The sequence below is a fragment of the Pasteurella multocida genome (assembly GCF_900187275.1).
Classification (GTDB): Bacteria; Pseudomonadota; Gammaproteobacteria; order Enterobacterales; family Pasteurellaceae; genus Pasteurella; species Pasteurella multocida.
Genome location: NZ_LT906458.1, coordinates 936,683 through 953,227 on the forward strand (window position 1 = coordinate 936,683; position 16,545 = coordinate 953,227).

At 38.7% G+C, this 16,545-nt stretch carries 15 protein-coding genes; 6 read left to right on the forward strand and 9 right to left on the reverse strand.

Annotated features, from left to right (window positions below):
- The first annotated feature begins 65 nt into the window (after positions 1 to 65).
- Positions 66 to 1,283 (forward strand): MFS transporter, encoded by a 1,218-nt coding sequence (locus tag CKV69_RS04310; protein WP_005751616.1) that lies wholly within the window; start codon positions 66 to 68, stop codon positions 1,281 to 1,283.
- A gap of 45 nt (positions 1,284 to 1,328) precedes the next feature.
- Here CKV69_RS04310 and CKV69_RS04315 read toward each other — a convergent pair whose 3' ends face one another.
- Positions 1,329 to 1,667, reverse strand: coding sequence for a DUF496 family protein (locus CKV69_RS04315; protein WP_005722603.1), 339 nt, complete (start codon positions 1,665 to 1,667; stop codon positions 1,329 to 1,331).
- Positions 1,668 to 1,862: 195 nt separating this feature from the next.
- Here CKV69_RS04315 and serC point away from each other — a divergent pair, with 195 nt between their 5' ends.
- The 3 genes from serC (at position 1,863) to aroA (ending at position 5,463) form a co-directional block, all read left to right on the forward strand.
- The gene (serC, locus tag CKV69_RS04320) at positions 1,863 to 2,945 is read left to right on the forward strand and encodes a phosphoserine transaminase (RefSeq protein ID WP_014326131.1); all 1,083 of its coding nucleotides are present in this window, start codon (positions 1,863 to 1,865) and stop codon (positions 2,943 to 2,945) included.
- A gap of 63 nt (positions 2,946 to 3,008) precedes the next feature.
- Positions 3,009 to 4,106: a histidinol-phosphate transaminase gene (gene hisC / locus CKV69_RS04325; RefSeq protein WP_005751619.1), complete on the forward strand. Its 1,098-nt coding sequence runs from the start codon at positions 3,009 to 3,011 to the stop codon at positions 4,104 to 4,106.
- 34 nt (positions 4,107 to 4,140) lie between these two features.
- A complete protein-coding gene (gene aroA, locus CKV69_RS04330) occupies positions 4,141 to 5,463 on the forward strand; it encodes a 3-phosphoshikimate 1-carboxyvinyltransferase (RefSeq protein WP_014326132.1) in 1,323 nt (440 codons plus the stop codon).
- A gap of 93 nt (positions 5,464 to 5,556) precedes the next feature.
- Here aroA and ubiG read toward each other — a convergent pair whose 3' ends face one another.
- Positions 5,557 to 6,285, reverse strand: coding sequence for a bifunctional 2-polyprenyl-6-hydroxyphenol methylase/3-demethylubiquinol 3-O-methyltransferase UbiG (gene ubiG / locus CKV69_RS04335; RefSeq protein ID WP_014326133.1), 729 nt, complete (start codon positions 6,283 to 6,285; stop codon positions 5,557 to 5,559).
- 152 nt (positions 6,286 to 6,437) lie between these two features.
- Here ubiG and gyrA point away from each other — a divergent pair, with 152 nt between their 5' ends.
- Positions 6,438 to 9,119 carry a DNA topoisomerase (ATP-hydrolyzing) subunit A gene (gene gyrA, locus CKV69_RS04340; RefSeq protein WP_016533008.1) on the forward strand — a complete coding sequence of 894 codons (2,682 nt, stop codon included), beginning with the start codon at positions 6,438 to 6,440 and terminating at the stop codon, positions 9,117 to 9,119.
- 75 nt (positions 9,120 to 9,194) lie between these two features.
- Positions 9,195 to 9,563, forward strand: a complete 369-nt coding sequence (locus tag CKV69_RS04345; RefSeq protein ID WP_014326135.1) for a SirB2 family protein — start codon at positions 9,195 to 9,197, stop codon at positions 9,561 to 9,563.
- 219 nt (positions 9,564 to 9,782) lie between these two features.
- On the opposite strand, the gene CKV69_RS04350 is transcribed toward CKV69_RS04345, so the two are convergent.
- From CKV69_RS04350 to CKV69_RS04380, 7 genes are read right to left on the reverse strand one after another with little or no spacing between them, the layout of a single operon-like run.
- Positions 9,783 to 11,546: a TadE/TadG family type IV pilus assembly protein gene (locus CKV69_RS04350; RefSeq protein ID WP_014326136.1), complete on the reverse strand. Its 1,764-nt coding sequence runs from the start codon at positions 11,544 to 11,546 to the stop codon at positions 9,783 to 9,785.
- A 19-nt stretch (positions 11,547 to 11,565) separates the two neighbouring features.
- Positions 11,566 to 12,129, reverse strand: coding sequence for a tight adherence pilus pseudopilin TadF (gene tadF / locus CKV69_RS04355; protein WP_014326137.1), 564 nt, complete (start codon positions 12,127 to 12,129; stop codon positions 11,566 to 11,568).
- Between the two features lie 28 nt (positions 12,130 to 12,157).
- A complete protein-coding gene (locus CKV69_RS04360) occupies positions 12,158 to 12,745 on the reverse strand; it encodes a TadE/TadG family type IV pilus assembly protein (protein ID WP_014326138.1) in 588 nt (195 codons plus the stop codon).
- 15 nt (positions 12,746 to 12,760) lie between these two features.
- On the reverse strand, positions 12,761 to 13,534 hold the full coding sequence (locus tag CKV69_RS04365) for a tetratricopeptide repeat protein (RefSeq protein WP_005754290.1): 774 nt from the start codon (positions 13,532 to 13,534) through the stop codon (positions 12,761 to 12,763).
- Positions 13,524 to 14,378 (reverse strand): type II secretion system F family protein, encoded by an 855-nt coding sequence (locus CKV69_RS04370; protein WP_005754292.1) that lies wholly within the window; start codon positions 14,376 to 14,378, stop codon positions 13,524 to 13,526. The genes CKV69_RS04365 and CKV69_RS04370 overlap by 11 nt, the downstream gene beginning before the upstream one ends.
- Positions 14,375 to 15,259: a type II secretion system F family protein gene (locus CKV69_RS04375; protein WP_016504230.1), complete on the reverse strand. Its 885-nt coding sequence runs from the start codon at positions 15,257 to 15,259 to the stop codon at positions 14,375 to 14,377. The genes CKV69_RS04370 and CKV69_RS04375 overlap by 4 nt, the downstream gene beginning before the upstream one ends.
- Positions 15,260 to 16,537: a CpaF family protein gene (locus CKV69_RS04380; protein WP_014326140.1), complete on the reverse strand. Its 1,278-nt coding sequence runs from the start codon at positions 16,535 to 16,537 to the stop codon at positions 15,260 to 15,262. It lies immediately after the preceding gene.
- Positions 16,538 to 16,545 lie beyond the last annotated feature (8 nt).

The window sequence follows — 16,545 nt, forward strand, 5'->3', positions numbered from 1 at the left end:
CTCATTCTGAGAAACCCCTCCTCCAACTTTAATGGGCTACCAGAGAGTAGCAAAAGGATCAAAAAATGAATGACAATGTCAATAAAGACGGCTGGAAAGCTTTATTAGGATCTGCTGTCGGCTATGCAATGGATGGTTTCGATCTTCTTATCTTAGGTTTTATGTTATCGGCGATTTCTGCCGATCTCGCCTTAACCCCCGCCCAATCGGGCTCACTTGTCACTTGGACACTGATTGGCGCTGTCGCCGGTGGCATTATTTTTGGCGCACTCAGTGATAAATACGGTCGTGTACGTGTTTTAACGTGGACAATTGTGCTATTCGCTGTCTTTACCGGACTGTGTGCTTTTGCACAAGGTTACTGGGATCTCTTGATTTACCGTACCATTGCTGGCATCGGTCTTGGTGGCGAATTTGGTATCGGTATGGCATTAGCCGCCGAAGCCTGGCCGGCACGTCATCGTGCTAAAGCCTCTTCTTATGTTGCCCTAGGTTGGCAAGTGGGCGTACTGGGTGCCGCACTTCTCACACCATTATTATTACCGCACATTGGCTGGCGCGGCATGTTCTTGGTGGGCATTTTCCCTGCATTTGTCGCATGGTATTTACGTGCCAAATTGCATGAACCAGAAATTTTTGTCAAAAAACAGACCGCACTTGAGCGTCAGAAAACTTCTCGTTTAGAGCCTTTCCGCTTACTGATTAAAGATAAAGCGACAGCAAAAATTAGTGCCGGGATCGTGGTATTAACCTCAGTACAAAACTTCGGTTATTACGGGATCATGATTTGGATGCCAAATTTCTTATCAAAACAACTGGGATTTAGCTTGACCAAATCAGGTGTCTGGACCGCTGTCACTATTTGCGGGATGATGTTTGGTATTTGGTTATTCGGTCAACTTGCTGACCGCATTGGGCGTAAACCAAGTTTCTTACTCTTCCAATTCGGTGCGGTGATCAGTATTTTTACCTACTCTCAAATGTCAGATCCAACCTATATGTTGTTTGCTGGGGCAGTTTTAGGGATGTTCGTCAACGGGATGATGGGGGGCTATGGTGCATTGATGTCAGAGGCATACCCAACACAGGCTCGTGCTACAGCACAAAATGTATTATTTAACTTAGGACGTGCTGTTGGAGGATTTGGACCAATTGTAGTCGGCGCATTAGTTTCAACTTACTCTTTCCAATTGGCAATCGCTTTCTTAGCCAGTATTTACATTATCGATATGATTGCGACAATCTTCTTGATTCCAGAATTAAAAGGTAAACAATTGGATTAATCATACAAAAAAAGCGCGGTTCAATTTGACTTGAACCGCTTTTGATCATTCTTTCTTCAACAAGACTTCGTGCGCTTGTTTTTGTTCTTTCATCTTTTCGCGAATTTCTCTACGCTGTTGCGAAATCTCCGCATTTCTGATCATGTAATCATCTACGCGTTTTTCATAATCTTCACGCATACTTTCAATAATCGTACGCACATCCTGAATCGACATGTCATCACGAATATATTGATTTAAGTTATCTAGTAGTAATACACGTTTCTGATTATCACGAATTTTACGGTTATTATCTTCGCGATCGCGCGCGAGTTTGTTTTTTAAACGATACATACGCACATACTCTAATACTTCTTGAAATGACTGTTTATTGACATTTTCCATCATACGACTCTCTTAAAATAAATAAAAAATAAACCGTACTTAATTTAGCTATTTTTCACCTCCCCGTCAAAGCGTTCGTGAACTTTTTAAAAAATTAAACAAAAAAATCCGCTTATTTCAGCCTTCCCCCATTGCCTAGAATGGGTTGAGGTGATAAAACTAGTCAATTATTTTGAGTAAAAAAAGGAAGTGACTATGTCAAAGGTTTTTAATTTTAGCGCCGGCCCTGCCATGATGCCTGAAGCAGTCTTAGCGCAAGCACAAGCGGAGCTTTTAAACTGGCAAGAACAACAGACTTCTGTCATGGAAGTCAGCCATCGTGGTAAATTATTTATGGCATTAGCAAGCCAATCTGAGTTAGATTTACGCCAGCTTTATCAGATCCCAGACAATTACCGCATCCTTTTCTTACAAGGTGGTGCTCGCGGGCAATTTGCTGCGATTCCAATGAATTTATTAAAAGAAAAAGGCAAAGCCTTATATTTGACCAGTGGGCATTGGTCTGCCACCGCAGCCAAAGAAGCGCGCTTATTTGGTGACATTGATGAAGTCAATATTCTGGAAGAAGGCAACGAACTCAAGATCGGTCAGTTAGATTTTAGTCATATTGCCGACCAATATGATTATGTTCACTACTGCCCAAATGAAACGATCAGTGGCGTAGAAATCTTTGATCTGCCAAAAGTGGGGAACGCTGTCTTAGTGGCAGATATGTCTTCCAATATTCTCTCACGCAAAATTGATATCAGCCAATTCGGCTTAATTTATGCGGGCGCACAAAAAAATCTTGGTCCAGCAGGAATTACTCTAGTCATTGTACGCGAAGATTTAATTGGTCATGCACGCCGAACTACACCAACAATTTGGAATTACGAAATACAAAGTAAAGCTGACTCAATGATTAATACGCCACCCACCTTTGCTTGGTATTTATGTGCTTTAGTCTTCAAGCATCTTCTATCCCTTGGTGGGATCGAGGAAATCGAAAAACGTAATCAGGCAAAAGCACAACTGCTTTACGATTATTTAGAGAGTACACCGTTTTACCGTAATCCAGTTGCCAAAGTAAACCGCTCACGCATGAATGTGACCTTTACTACCGATAATGATGAACTGAATGCAAAATTCGTTGCTGAAGCAACGGCTGCGGGATTGCATGCCTTAAAAGGACATAAAGTGTTAGGTGGCATGCGCGCGTCAATCTATAACGCAATGCCGATGGAAGGAGTGCAAGCTTTAATTGCCTTCATGAAACAATTTGAAGCTGAAAACCGTTAAAAGTGCGGTTTGTTTTCGCCAAATTTTACAACACAGTAAATATAAAAATAATAAAGGAACACTATGCAATACATCAACATCGTTAACGAAGGGGTGAAACAGCTTCACCCTTATCAAGCTGGAAAACCGATTGAAGAGTTAGAACGAGAGCTAGGAATTACCAATATCATTAAGTTAGCATCCAATGAAAATCCATTTGGTCTGCCTGACAGTGCTAAACAAGCGATTTTAGCGGAATTGGATAATCTGACGCGCTACCCTGACAGTAATGGCTTTTACTTTAAACAAACGGTCGCAAAAAAATTTGGCTTATCTCCTGAACAAATTACCTTAGGCAATGGTTCAAATGATTTATTAGAGTTAGTCGCGCATACCTTTGCTAACGAACAAGATGAAATTCTCTTTTCACAATATGCCTTTATTGTGTATCCCCTTGTTACACAAGCTATCAATGCCAAAAAAGTGGAAATTCCAGCGAAAAATTATGGGGCTGATTTAGACGGTTTTTTACAGGCAATAAGTGATAAAACCAAATTAATTTATCTCGCGAATCCCAATAATCCGACAGGCACTTTTTTAAGTGCGGGTGAGATTTCCCAATTTTTAAATCAAGTGCCCGCGCATGTCATCGTGGTATTAGATGAGGCTTATACTGAATTTACCTTGCCGGAAGAACGAGTAGATTCCTTTACGTTACTCAAAAAACACCCTAATCTTGTGATTTGTCGTACCCTTTCTAAAGCCTATGGTTTAGCGGGTTTGCGCATTGGTTACGCGGTTTCTTCTGCCGAGATTGCTGACCTCTTTAATCGCGTTCGCCAACCGTTTAACTGTAATAGTCTGGCATTAGCCGCTGCTACCGCGGTGCTGAATGATGATGCATTTATTGCGAAAGTGGCTGAAAACAACCGACAAGGGTTGAAGTTATTAGAAGACTTCTTTACAGCCAAAGGTTTGAACTATATTCCTTCAAAAGGCAATTTTGTCATGTTAGATGTCAATCAACCAGCCTTACCAATTTATCAGGCATTATTACAAAAAGGCGTGATTGTGCGTCCGATTGCAGGTTATGGCCTACCAAATCATTTACGGATTAGCATCGGTTTACCAGAAGAAAACCAACGTTTCTTACTCGCATTAAGCGAAGTATTAGGGCTTTAACCCAAACTTATCCAGTGTATAGGAAATATAAATCGTGATAAAAGATGCGACCGCTATTACTCTCAATCCCATCAGCTATATTGAAGGTGAAGTGCGTTTACCGGGCTCCAAAAGCTTATCCAATCGCGCACTCTTACTTTCCGCATTAGCTAAAGGAAAAACAACATTAACCAATCTGTTAGACAGTGATGATGTGCGCCATATGTTAAATGCGTTAAAAGAACTTGGTGTGACTTATCAACTGTCAGAAGACAAATCCGTCTGTGAAATTGAAGGTTTAGGACGTGCTTTTGAATGGCAAAGTGGCTTAGCTTTATTTTTGGGCAATGCAGGGACTGCGATGCGTCCCTTGACTGCCGCGCTTTGTTTATCAACACCGAACAAGGAAGGCAAAAATGAAATAGTCTTGACTGGTGAACCTCGTATGAAAGAACGCCCAATACAACATTTAGTTGATGCATTATGTCAAGCTGGCGCAGAAATTCAGTATTTAGAACAAGAAGGTTACCCACCTATCGCCATTCGAAATACCGGACTCAAAGGCGGACGAGTACAAATTGATGGGTCAGTTTCTTCTCAATTTTTGACCGCACTTTTAATGGCTGCCCCGATGGCAGAGGCGGATACGGAAATTGAAATCATCGGTGAGCTGGTTTCCAAACCTTACATTGATATCACCCTTAAGATGATGCAAACCTTTGGCGTTGAAGTTGAAAACCAAGCCTATCAACGCTTTTTGGTGAAAGGTCATCAGCAATACCAATCACCACACAGGTTTCTAGTAGAAGGCGATGCCTCTTCTGCTTCTTATTTTCTTGCCGCGGCAGCAATCAAGGGAAAAGTAAAAGTCACAGGCGTCGGTAAAAATAGCATTCAAGGGGATCGTCTGTTTGCGGATGTGCTAGAAAAAATGGGGGCGCATATCACTTGGGGCGACGATTTTATTCAAGTGGAAAAAGGCAACCTCAAAGGCATCGATATGGATATGAACCATATTCCCGATGCGGCAATGACCATTGCCACCACAGCGCTTTTTGCAGAAGGTGAAACGGTCATTCGTAATATTTATAACTGGCGCGTAAAAGAAACTGATCGCTTGACCGCGATGGCGACCGAACTGCGTAAGGTGGGGGCGGAAGTGGAAGAAGGCGAAGATTTTATTCGTATCCAGCCATTGAATCTGGCGCAATTTCAACATGCTGAAATTGAAACATACAATGATCACCGCATGGCGATGTGCTTTGCTTTAATCGCATTGTCCCAAACGTCGGTCACGATTTTAGACCCGAGCTGTACCGCAAAAACGTTTCCTACATTTTTTGATACTTTTTTGAGATTAACACACGCAGAAAGTTAGCCTACAGATAGATACTAAGCAAAAAGCGAAGTATTTTGTAATACTTCGCTTTTTAAGTGACGAATCGGGTCTGAGATAATGCAAGAAAACACCTTAAGACTGAATCCGAAAACTCGCCATATAATTTGCGCTGACATCTTTATTGAGCCAGAATTTACCCGCCAATGGATTGTAATGATAGCCTACCATATCTAAACAGGTTAATTGTGCTTCATCACACCAATGAAGCAATTCCGCTGGCTTAATAAATTTGTCGTAATCGTGCGTCCCTTTCGGCAACATTTTCAACACATATTCCGCCCCAATAATCACCAATGCCCAGGCTTTAAGGGTTCGATTAATGGTGGAGAAAAAAATCACCCCGTTTGGTTTTAATAATTGCTTACAACAGGCAATAATCGAACTCGGGTCAGGCACATGCTCAAGCATTTCCATGCAAGTAATCACATCAAACTTTTCGTCCTCCCCTCTTTCAGCAAAAAGTGCGGTCTGATTTTGCAAAAATTCCTCAATCGTAATTTGTTGATAATCAATGTGTAGCCCGCTTTCTAAAGCATGTTTTCTTGCCACTTGTAATGGGGCAGAAGACATATCAATCCCCGTCACAATTGCGCCTTGCTTTGCCATGCTTTCTGACAAAATGCCACCGCCACAGCCCACATCCAGCACTTTTTTCCCCGTTAGCCCGTTGGCTTGCTGTGCAATATAGCTTAAACGTAACGGATTAAGTTGATGAATCGGTTTGAAATCCCCTTGCGGATCCCACCAGCTTTTTGCCATTTTCTCAAACTTATCAAGTTCTTGTTGATCAATATTTTGCATGAAATTTCTTCTTATGATTTTGAATAGAAACAATACGTTATTATTCCCCAAATCAGGCAAAATTTCACTATAAAATTAGGGTAACACTAGATTTTATGCTATAATTCCGTCAATTTTTTGATTAATCAAACTCAATGATTAGGAAGTTTTCAATGACCGATTTAGTCCAAGATACTATGCATCAAGATATTAGCCCAATCAGTATTGAAGAAGAGCTGAAATCCTCATATCTCGATTATGCCATGTCCGTCATCGTAGGGCGTGCATTACCCGATGTACGCGATGGTTTGAAACCCGTCCATCGCCGCGTATTATTTGCGATGCACGAAGGCGGGAATGCCTATAACAAACCTTATCGTAAATCCGCTCGTATCGTAGGGGATGTAATCGGTAAGTATCACCCTCATGGTGATAGCGCGGTCTATGACACACTCGTGCGCATGGCTCAGCCGTTTTCATTACGTTATATGTTAGTAGATGGGCAAGGTAACTTCGGTTCAATTGATGGCGATGCTGCCGCGGCAATGCGTTATACTGAAGCCCGTATGACTAAAATCGCCCATGAATTATTAGCGGATCTTGATAAAGAAACTGTCAATTTTGTGCCTAACTACGATGGCTCTGAACAAATTCCTGAAGTCCTCCCAACTAAAGTCCCTGCGCTTTTAGTCAACGGTTCTTCCGGTATTGCAGTCGGTATGGCAACTAATATTCCCCCTCATAACTTAGGCGAAGTGTTAGACGGTTGCTTAGCGTATATCGAAAACAACGAGATCAGCATTGATGAGTTAATGACTTATATTCCAGGTCCAGACTTCCCAACCGCCGCATTAATCAATGGTCGCAAAGGGATTGAAGAAGCCTATAAAACAGGACGTGGTAAAATTTATGTACGTGCCAAAGCTGAAGTGGAAACCGATGAAAAAGGCGGTGAAACCATTGTGGTGCATGAAATTCCTTATCAAGTCAACAAAGCCAAATTAATTGAAAAAATTGCTGATCTCGTAAAAGAGAAAAAAGTCGAAGGCATTAGCGCAATCACGGATTTATCTGACAAAGACGGGATGCGTATTGAAATTAAAATCAAACGTGATGCCGTGGGCGAAGTGGTTCTCAACAACTTGTATGCCTTGACCCAATTGCAAGTCACTTTTGGCATTAACATCGTTGCCCTCGATAAAGGTCAACCCAAACTGCTCAATTTAAAACAATTAATTGAAGCTTTCGTGTTACACCGTCGTGAAGTAGTCACACGCCGTACCGTTTATGAATTGCGCAAAGCACGTGAGCGTGCCCATATTTTAGAAGGCTTAGCCATTGCTCTCGCCAATGTAGATCCGATTATTGAATTAATCCGCAATGCGCCAAATCCTGAAAGTGCCAAACGTGCATTATTAGCGCAAGCATGGGAGCTTGGTCATGTATCACAAATGCTTGCTGCCACAGGGGTTGATGCGGCACGTCCTGAAGATCTAGAAGAACAATACGGTATTCGTGATGGCATGTATTATCTGACCGAAGTTCAAGCGCAAGCGATTTTAGATTTACGTTTACAAAAACTGACTAACTTAGGTCATGATGAAATTCTTGATGAGTACAAAAAACTCCTCGATGTGATCGGCGAATTATTACATATCTTACGTAGCCCTGAGCGCTTAATGGAAGTGATTCGTGAAGAATTAGAACAAATTCGCGAACAGTTTAATGATCCACGTCGTACAGAAATTACTGCGAGCTCTGCTGATATCAATCTTGAAGACCTCATTGCCCAAGAAGATGTGGTGGTTACCCTTTCACATGAAGGTTACGTCAAATATCAACCCCTTACTGACTACGAAGCACAACGTCGTGGTGGTAAAGGGAAATCCGCAGCCAAAACCAAAGAAGAAGATTTCATTGAGCGTCTTTTAGTGGCAAACACCCATGACACCATTCTCTGTTTCTCGAGTCGTGGACGCTTATATTGGTTAAAAGTGTATCAACTCCCACAAGCTAGCCGTGGTGCACGTGGCAGACCGATCGTCAATATTCTTCCATTAGATGAAAATGAACGTATTACCGCGATTCTACCTGTCACTGCTTATGAAGAGGACAAATTTGTCGTGATGGCAACTGCCGGCGGTATCGTGAAAAAGATTGCCTTAACTGAATTCAGTCGTCCTCGTTCAACAGGCATTATTGCACTCAACTTGCGTGATGAAGACGAACTTATCGGTGTGGATATCACCGATGGTCAAAATGAAATCATGCTCTTCTCCGCACAAGGACGTGTAGTTCGCTTTAGTGAAAATGCTGTGCGTGCCATGGGGCGTGCAGCAACAGGTGTACGCGGTATTAAACTGGCGTTAACGAATGATTTGTCGGATGATGAAAGTGCGGTCGATATGGAAGAGATCTCTGATGAGAATACTAATGATGCCTTGGATCTCAATATTGATAAAGTCGTGTCACTTGTTATTCCAAAAAATGAAGGCGCCATTTTAACCGCCACACAAAACGGTTATGGTAAACGTACTGAATTAGCGGAATACCCAACTAAATCACGTAACACCAAAGGCGTGATCTCGATTAAAGTGAGTGAGCGTAACGGTAAAGTCGTTGCAGCAACACAAGTTGAGGAAAGCGATCAAATTATGCTCATTACTGATGCCGGTACGCTAGTACGTACTCGCGTAAACGAAATCAATATTATCGGTCGAAATACACAAGGAGTACGTCTCATCCGAACAAGTGAAAGTGAAACACTGGTTGGATTACAACGCGTTTGTGATGTCGATGAAGAAGACATTGAGAGTGATGCGAGCGAAAGTGCGGTCGAAAGCGCAGAAAGTTAAATTCATTCACTAAATACGATATTATTTTAAAGCAGTAGCCTCGCTACTGCTTTCTTTATCTTAGGAAAAAAATCGATGGCATATTATCTTATTTATCTACACATTGCCTGTGCCTTTCTCAGCCTCAGTCTATTTATTATCCGTGGCATGATGCAATTAACAGGCAAAAATTGGCGAGACAGAAAAGTATTAAAAATCTTACCGCACTTAAGTGATACGCTGTTGTTCTGTTCGGGAATTGGGCTATTTCTTCTTTTTCAGCAAAATGTAACAACATGGTTCATTTACAAAATGCTCTTTATCGCCCTTTATATTGCCGTTGCTACTATTTTCTTTAGCCGAAAAAGGCTAACACCACCTTTCAGCCAAAAGAAAAATCGCTTCTACTTTATTACGGCACTCATCTTCTTTCTCAGTACCATGGTTATTGCTTATTTGAAATAACATCTATATCCCAATCAATCGCGCAAAATAGCTTAGTTTGTTCGACTAAGCCTCTATGCCTTGAGCGTTTTAATTCTTATTGTTGTCTATTCTGTATTATTCACGAAAAAGTTATGTTATGTAATGAATTAAAATCACCAGTAGATAAAATTTGAAAAACACATAAAAAAATCTCTTAGCCTGTGCTAAGAGATTTTTTAGCGTTATCCTTGGACAATCTTAAAATTTCGGTTTATGAGATGAAGAACGCCCCACCTCTTCTTCAAATCCAATAATTTGTTTGAAACTATCTAACAACTCTTCTTTCGAATAAGCCGTATAATATTGATCACCTACACATTTTTTCCAAGCGGCAACTTGGTTTGCTGGTGGACTATAGCCAAACGCAACAAACGCAATTCTTCCTGGTAGCTCTCGTAAATTTGGATCTTGTAACTTGCCCAATTGTTCTCGAATTTTGTCACACATACCATTGTTTAAAAGAGTCGTTAATGTACTATAAGTTGGCCAGTTATCTTCACCATCAGATAATACTAAGATAACACGTTGAATATTTGTCCCGAGTTTCGAAGGTTGCGCATCAGGATTCTTATTCTCGTCCATCATGATATTAGCTCCAACAAGAAGCCCCGAAGATGCAGAAGTCCAACCAGAAGGACGAACAATATTCAACTCTCTTGTAATATCTTTATTTTTTTGATCAAACCAAGCTCGAGTTGTTCTTCTACCAATATTTCCGCCAAGACACCGTTCTTCATCAGTAAACACCATATCATAACGTCTGTTTGAACCATCAAACTGGGAAATTTGGTCAATCGTCCCACTTACATCTATATAAGTATTAAATAATTCTCTAATTGTCGTCCAGTCATTAATTTTTAGTGCATAATCCATAATTTTCTTAGGATTTGCATCAATTTGACAAGTTCTAGAGCTCCCTGAGCCTCTACAAGTTGAAGAATGGAATTTGTCATAATAGCCTTTATAATGCTCCTGGAAAGACACTGTACTTCTCTCCCATCTCCCAGCATTAAATTTCCAAGGTGTATTATTACCCGTAATCCAATAACGAATAGTTAATTTTCGAGAAGTTTGTGATATTTTTCCTTCATATGGAAGCACACAGCCTTCAGTGACATCCCGTTGTCTAACACCGCCAGAAAAAGTCGTAAAGCCAATACGGTTGAAAGGGCTCACACCTTCGCTAACATCTTCTGGCAATAAAATTTTCGAAATTTCACTAACCACTTCTCTTAAAATAGTAATTTTAGCTTTTCCTAGAGATCTACCGTTTTTATCCTGTAAATGACTATTCATCGAACCAGAATAATCCGAAACAAGCATTAGCTCCACAGGAATCACGATGCCTTTTTCTTTAATCGCATAACTGGTATCGGATTCCAGTCTAACTCGATCTTTTTTCAGTTTATCTTCACTAACTAACGATTCACTGACAGGAAGCCAAAATTTACGATTGACGCCACCTTGCACTTCACAAACAATAGGTTTACGACGTGCATACTCATTAGCTGTAGGTAAATCTAACTCCTCACATGAATAATGAAAAGGTTTATCAATAGTGATTGGTGCATCAGATGAAGCATTCGCATTTTCTGAACGTAAATAAAGTTTGGCAATACCCTGGATAAGCTCTTGATTACGCTTTTCTTGTTTCGCCATAAATTCATTACCACCAAATTTTGCTTTGTCTTGAGGCGATACTACTTGCCGATTAACATCACCATGTTTTTTATTTTCTCGGTAGTCATTGTTTTCAGCAACCAAAGCTAAAGCAGCTTGATCCATTCCTTGAGCTAAACGTGCTTTATCAAGCACAACCCCAGTTCCATCAACCGTAAATCCAATCAAAACTAATAATGGAAATGCTAGTAATGCAGTCATTACTGTATAAACACCTAGCTCATTCTCATAAAATTTTCTGACTGAATCATAGCAAGAACGAATTAAATAAAGTTTTTTCATAAAGTTCCCTAACGATAATTTATCGTGATACTGACATTGACGATGATCTAATCAGCCCCGTTGAACGCTCAGACTTATCCAGTAATATTGTTTCAAACAAGCCCTGAGTTTCAACACAAAGAGTAATTTGATAAAGCGGTATTTTTCTTTCATTATTGAGTTCTGAGCGAGGAGATAAATAGGATAAATCAGAAAGTTTTTTGTAAGGCGTACAATCGCCAATGATATTTGGAATCCTCCGTCCAGAACCGTCTTGTGCCCAATATTCTAAAACAACATCGATCCTTTTATTACTATTCTGATCACCATAAATCAGTTTCTTAGCAAGCTTTTCAAATTGCTTATGATCATCAATATTAATTTGTGCAACTCTATCGTACAACTGTGTACGTTCACGGAGAATACTAACTAATGTATATGAGGCATTATCTAACTTGCCTAATGTAGAACGTAACATTACTAAATCGAAGAGAAATGCAAATAGCACAATCAGAAACATTGACATAAAAAGGAACTCTATCGTCACTGCGCCCTTTTTATTTTTCCAAAAATGCTTGAATTTAACTAAACCTGACTCTTTCATATATAGCTCGAAATAATGAGTAAATTTTCTATGGATTCGTCCCAAGAGAACTTGGTTTTGCTCCTAACATAAATTGAGAACGCTCAAATTCCTGTACAACAACAAATTCACGGTTCAGCACTACTTGAGACCAAGACTCAGGAATAAATACTAACGGCACCATAAACTTATATTTATAAGTTAAAGAATATTGTGCTAAAGTCGCGCGACTCCCCGTAGGAGAGATTAACTCTCCTTTATGATTTTTTTGTGGTTGGCGAAATTTATTAAGCAGAAGATTTTTAATACATTCCGTTTCTTTATCACAATCCACATATTGGACTTTTACATCAAATTTATTATCTTCTAACAACGCCAAATATCCAATTGTCGATTCATCATGGAATTTTTTTTGCTTTGTAAGAGCTTTCCTAAATGCTTCTTCATAATTTCCAGAAATTGCTTGTTCATTCTTCGCAATTCTGACACTTTCCGTTATAGCTAAATCCCAATAAGCTGTCGCAACCGCTAATCGACAAAATTCAAAAATAAACATCACAACAAATAAATAGAACGCTATCGTCAAAGCAAATTCAATTGACGAGGTTCCTTTTATATTTGATAGAAACTTTTTCATATCAAATCCTTAGTGTTACCGAGTTACACCTTTTGATACATGTGTAGTTTTTTTCAATGCATTAATTAAATCATCTGGTGAAGTATTTAAACGCTCTTTAACAATGATATCTTTTGCATAATCAAGATCACCATTTTTAACTAAAGCAAAAACAAGATTATGAATCAATCGAGAATTCTTAACGCCATTTAAATATTGTGGCAACAGTAAAGAAACAGCATTATTAAAATCGCCATTAATAATATTTAGCATGGCTAAATTATTAATAGCAACATTATCATTAATAAAGAACTCTCTTGCTTTATTGATATCATTTCGGGCATTCACCAAATTCCCATTTTGCGCATAAGCGATACCTCTTAAATTATATACTTCTCCTTCATTAGGTGATTTTAATAAGAGTTCATTTGCGACAGAAATTGCTTCTTGGAAATTATTTAATTGAATTAGATTTTTTATCTGTAATATTTTCGCTTGTGTAGCAAGCTTCGTATTATCATTCAGTAATGGCGTTAAATAAAGTAAAGAAGATTTGCTGTCACCTCGCTGATAGTATGTCTTCGCTAATTTATAGCGTATTGAAGGATCTTCTTTGGCTTTCAACACATCGCGATACAGTGAAATGAGTGCCGAATAATTTTGCGTACTTTCATATAAAGTCTCTTTTGCCGTTATTGTTTCAGATGACATACTTTTCTGTGTCATGCCTTGCTGAGAATGGGTAGAACAACCAACGACAGATAAAGCTAAACTAACAAAAACGATTTTCTTGGTAAATTTAAAAAACATTTGGAAATACCCTCATTATACCTGGTGCTAGAATTAAAATGATTATTGGGAACATAATAAACAAAATCAATGGGATACTCATTTTAGCTGATAATGTACCTAACTTTTCCTCAATGATTAATAATTGTATCTCCCTGATATCTGCAGACAACTGAATTAAGTGAGAATAAATTGAAGAACCAAAATTTAAACTCTGTTGTAAAACAGTACAAAACATTCTTATTTCTGTTGTTGGCAATGAGATCGAAAGATCCTGTAACGCTTGTGATAATCCCGTAAGTTCAGATTTTCTAATAATCCTTAACATCACATAAGTAAGATCTGGATTAAGTTTCTTAAAATCGATTGCCACTTGTTTTAAAGCCGCATCAATACTAATCCCTGTTTGAACATTTACTGCAACTAAGTCAATAAAACCTGGTAAATCTACCATGATTTTTTTCACCTTAGCTTTCAAAATAGCATTTGTCAAAATCCCTGGAATGACAATAATAAAAACTAAAATAATAGATAAACCTATGACAAAATTTGAATCGTTTTTTACTGCATATAAATAATATAGGCCTGATAATAATAATGTGACCAAAAGCTTCACACGTATATTTTTATCTAAAACAGCTAGAATCTTTAAAAAAGGATTATTGTTAATAAGTAGTAATTCTAATTCTATTTGCTGTTTCGTTTTATTCTTGTCAACATTTTCTTCCCCTTTTTCTTTTGGCCGCTCTCCCGCCAAAATTTCCCTACTTCTTTCTAATTTTTTCTTATGGGATAACGCAATCAGCAAAACTGCAATCCCAAAAATAATCAAGAGAAAATAAAACAAAATAATCTTCATTGTCATGTTGATTTCCTCATTAGCCACCAAATAATCAACATACCAAAGGCTTCACTGCCAAACACATAATACAATACATACCGACCACTAGGATCATTAAGTAAAAAGTCAAAGTTCTCAGGCATAGCGAATTGCATAAAGAGAAAAAAAGCAATTGGAAAACTTGCCACAATAAAAGCAGACATTCTTGCTTCAGATGTCATTGCTTTTTTCTTTTGCTCCATTTTTTTACTGTCTGCAATAACTCTCCCTAAGCGCGTAATCACTTCTCTAATCTGTCCACCTTTAGAAAGATTCGTTCTAATTATGGTAATAAAAAAGTAAAATTCTTTATAAGGATATCTGCTATAACTATCTTCAAATACTGACATTGGGTCTTCTCCCAGCGCCAAACGTTTATGTATAGCTTTAAATTCTTCGCCTAATTGTCCCGTTAAATCTTTGCCACAACGTTCTAAAGATTGTAATAAACCCGCACCGCCTGTTGCTGCCGCATTCATAATTTGAATAACTTCAGGAAACATTGCATTAAACATTTTCTGATTACGGTATTGCCCTAACTTCCAAACTAAAATAATAAACAAGCAAACAAAAATAAGCACAAATAGCCATCTTTCTAGACGAACATACGCCACATTAATAAAAAATAGAATCAAAAAGATAGCACAGCTAATAAAAATATTTCTTGCTAATTTTTTTCTATCACCACCAACAAAATAATATTGCCACAATTGAATTTTTTTCTTTATTTCCGCAATACGGTTTTTGGTTTTATCAAGAGAAACATCATGTGGATGAATCTTTCTTCTTGTTTTTCTCCACCCTTGAGCTGTATATAAAAACAAAATAGCACCAAAAGCGAGAATAAAATAATACATTAAAGTCATTTACCCACCTTCAAAAATACTTTGTAATTCTGCACTTAAATTGAAGACCTGTGCATTTTGATATACAACAGAACGAGTTAATAAACCATGAGAAATAAATTCACCCGTAATCTTTCCATTTTCATCGCGATATTTACTTGGTTGATAGGAAAAAATATCTTGCATAACAATTTGCCCATTTTCCATTCCCATCAATTCCGTAATATTCATGATTTTCCGAGAACCGTCATTCAAACGCGAAGCTTGTACAATAATATTTACTGCAGAAGCAATATTACGGCGAATTGCTTCAAGTGGTAAAGACGCATTAGACATCATGACCATACTTTCTAAACGTGCGGTCGCATCACGAGGACTATTCGCATGCAGTGTAGACATTGAACCATCGTGTCCCGTATTCATCGCCTGCAACATCTGGAACGCTTCTCCACCACGACATTCCCCCACAATAATACGCTCAGGACGCATACGTAAGGCATTAATCACAAGATCTTGCATCGTAATTTCGCCTGTACGCTCGACCCCCGCTAGACGTGTTTCTAAACGCACTACATGAGGTTGTTCTAATCTTAGTTCTGCGGTATCTTCTAACGTAATAACTCGTTCTTGCGGAGAAATATAATTTGATAACGCATTTAATAATGTAGTTTTCCCTGAACCTGTACCACCAGAGACAATGATATTCACGCGAGAACGTGCCGCGATAATCAAAAAATTCGCCATTTCACGCGTCATAGAACCAAAATTGACTAATTCTTGTAATGATTTCTTAGATTTACTAAATTTACGAATAGATATTGAGGTTCCATCTAATGCAATTGGGGCTATCACAACATTCAGACGGCTTCCATCAGGTAAGCGTGAATCGACTAATGGACTCCCATCATCAATGCGTCTCCCCACTCTTGCCACTAATCTTTTAGCAATATCTGTTAGTTGCTCATTACTAATGAATCTTTTATCAGTCTTTTCTAGAATACCTGCTCGCTCAACCCAAACATCATCAGGACCATTCACTAGAATATCATTGACCGTCTCATCTTCCATCAATTCTCTAATTGGACCATATCCATCTATTTCATCAGCTATGCATTCTGCCATAAACAATGCGTCCGCTGATGTAATATAGATATTTCCTTTACCAGCAACTTTATAAACGACTTGCACTAACTCGTCTACAAGCTTATCGCGTTCACTTTGAATCTCATCAATCTTTTCAATATCAAGATTACTTAACAATTCATTTCTAAAAAAAACTTGCTGTTCTTTGGTTAACATATTAGATG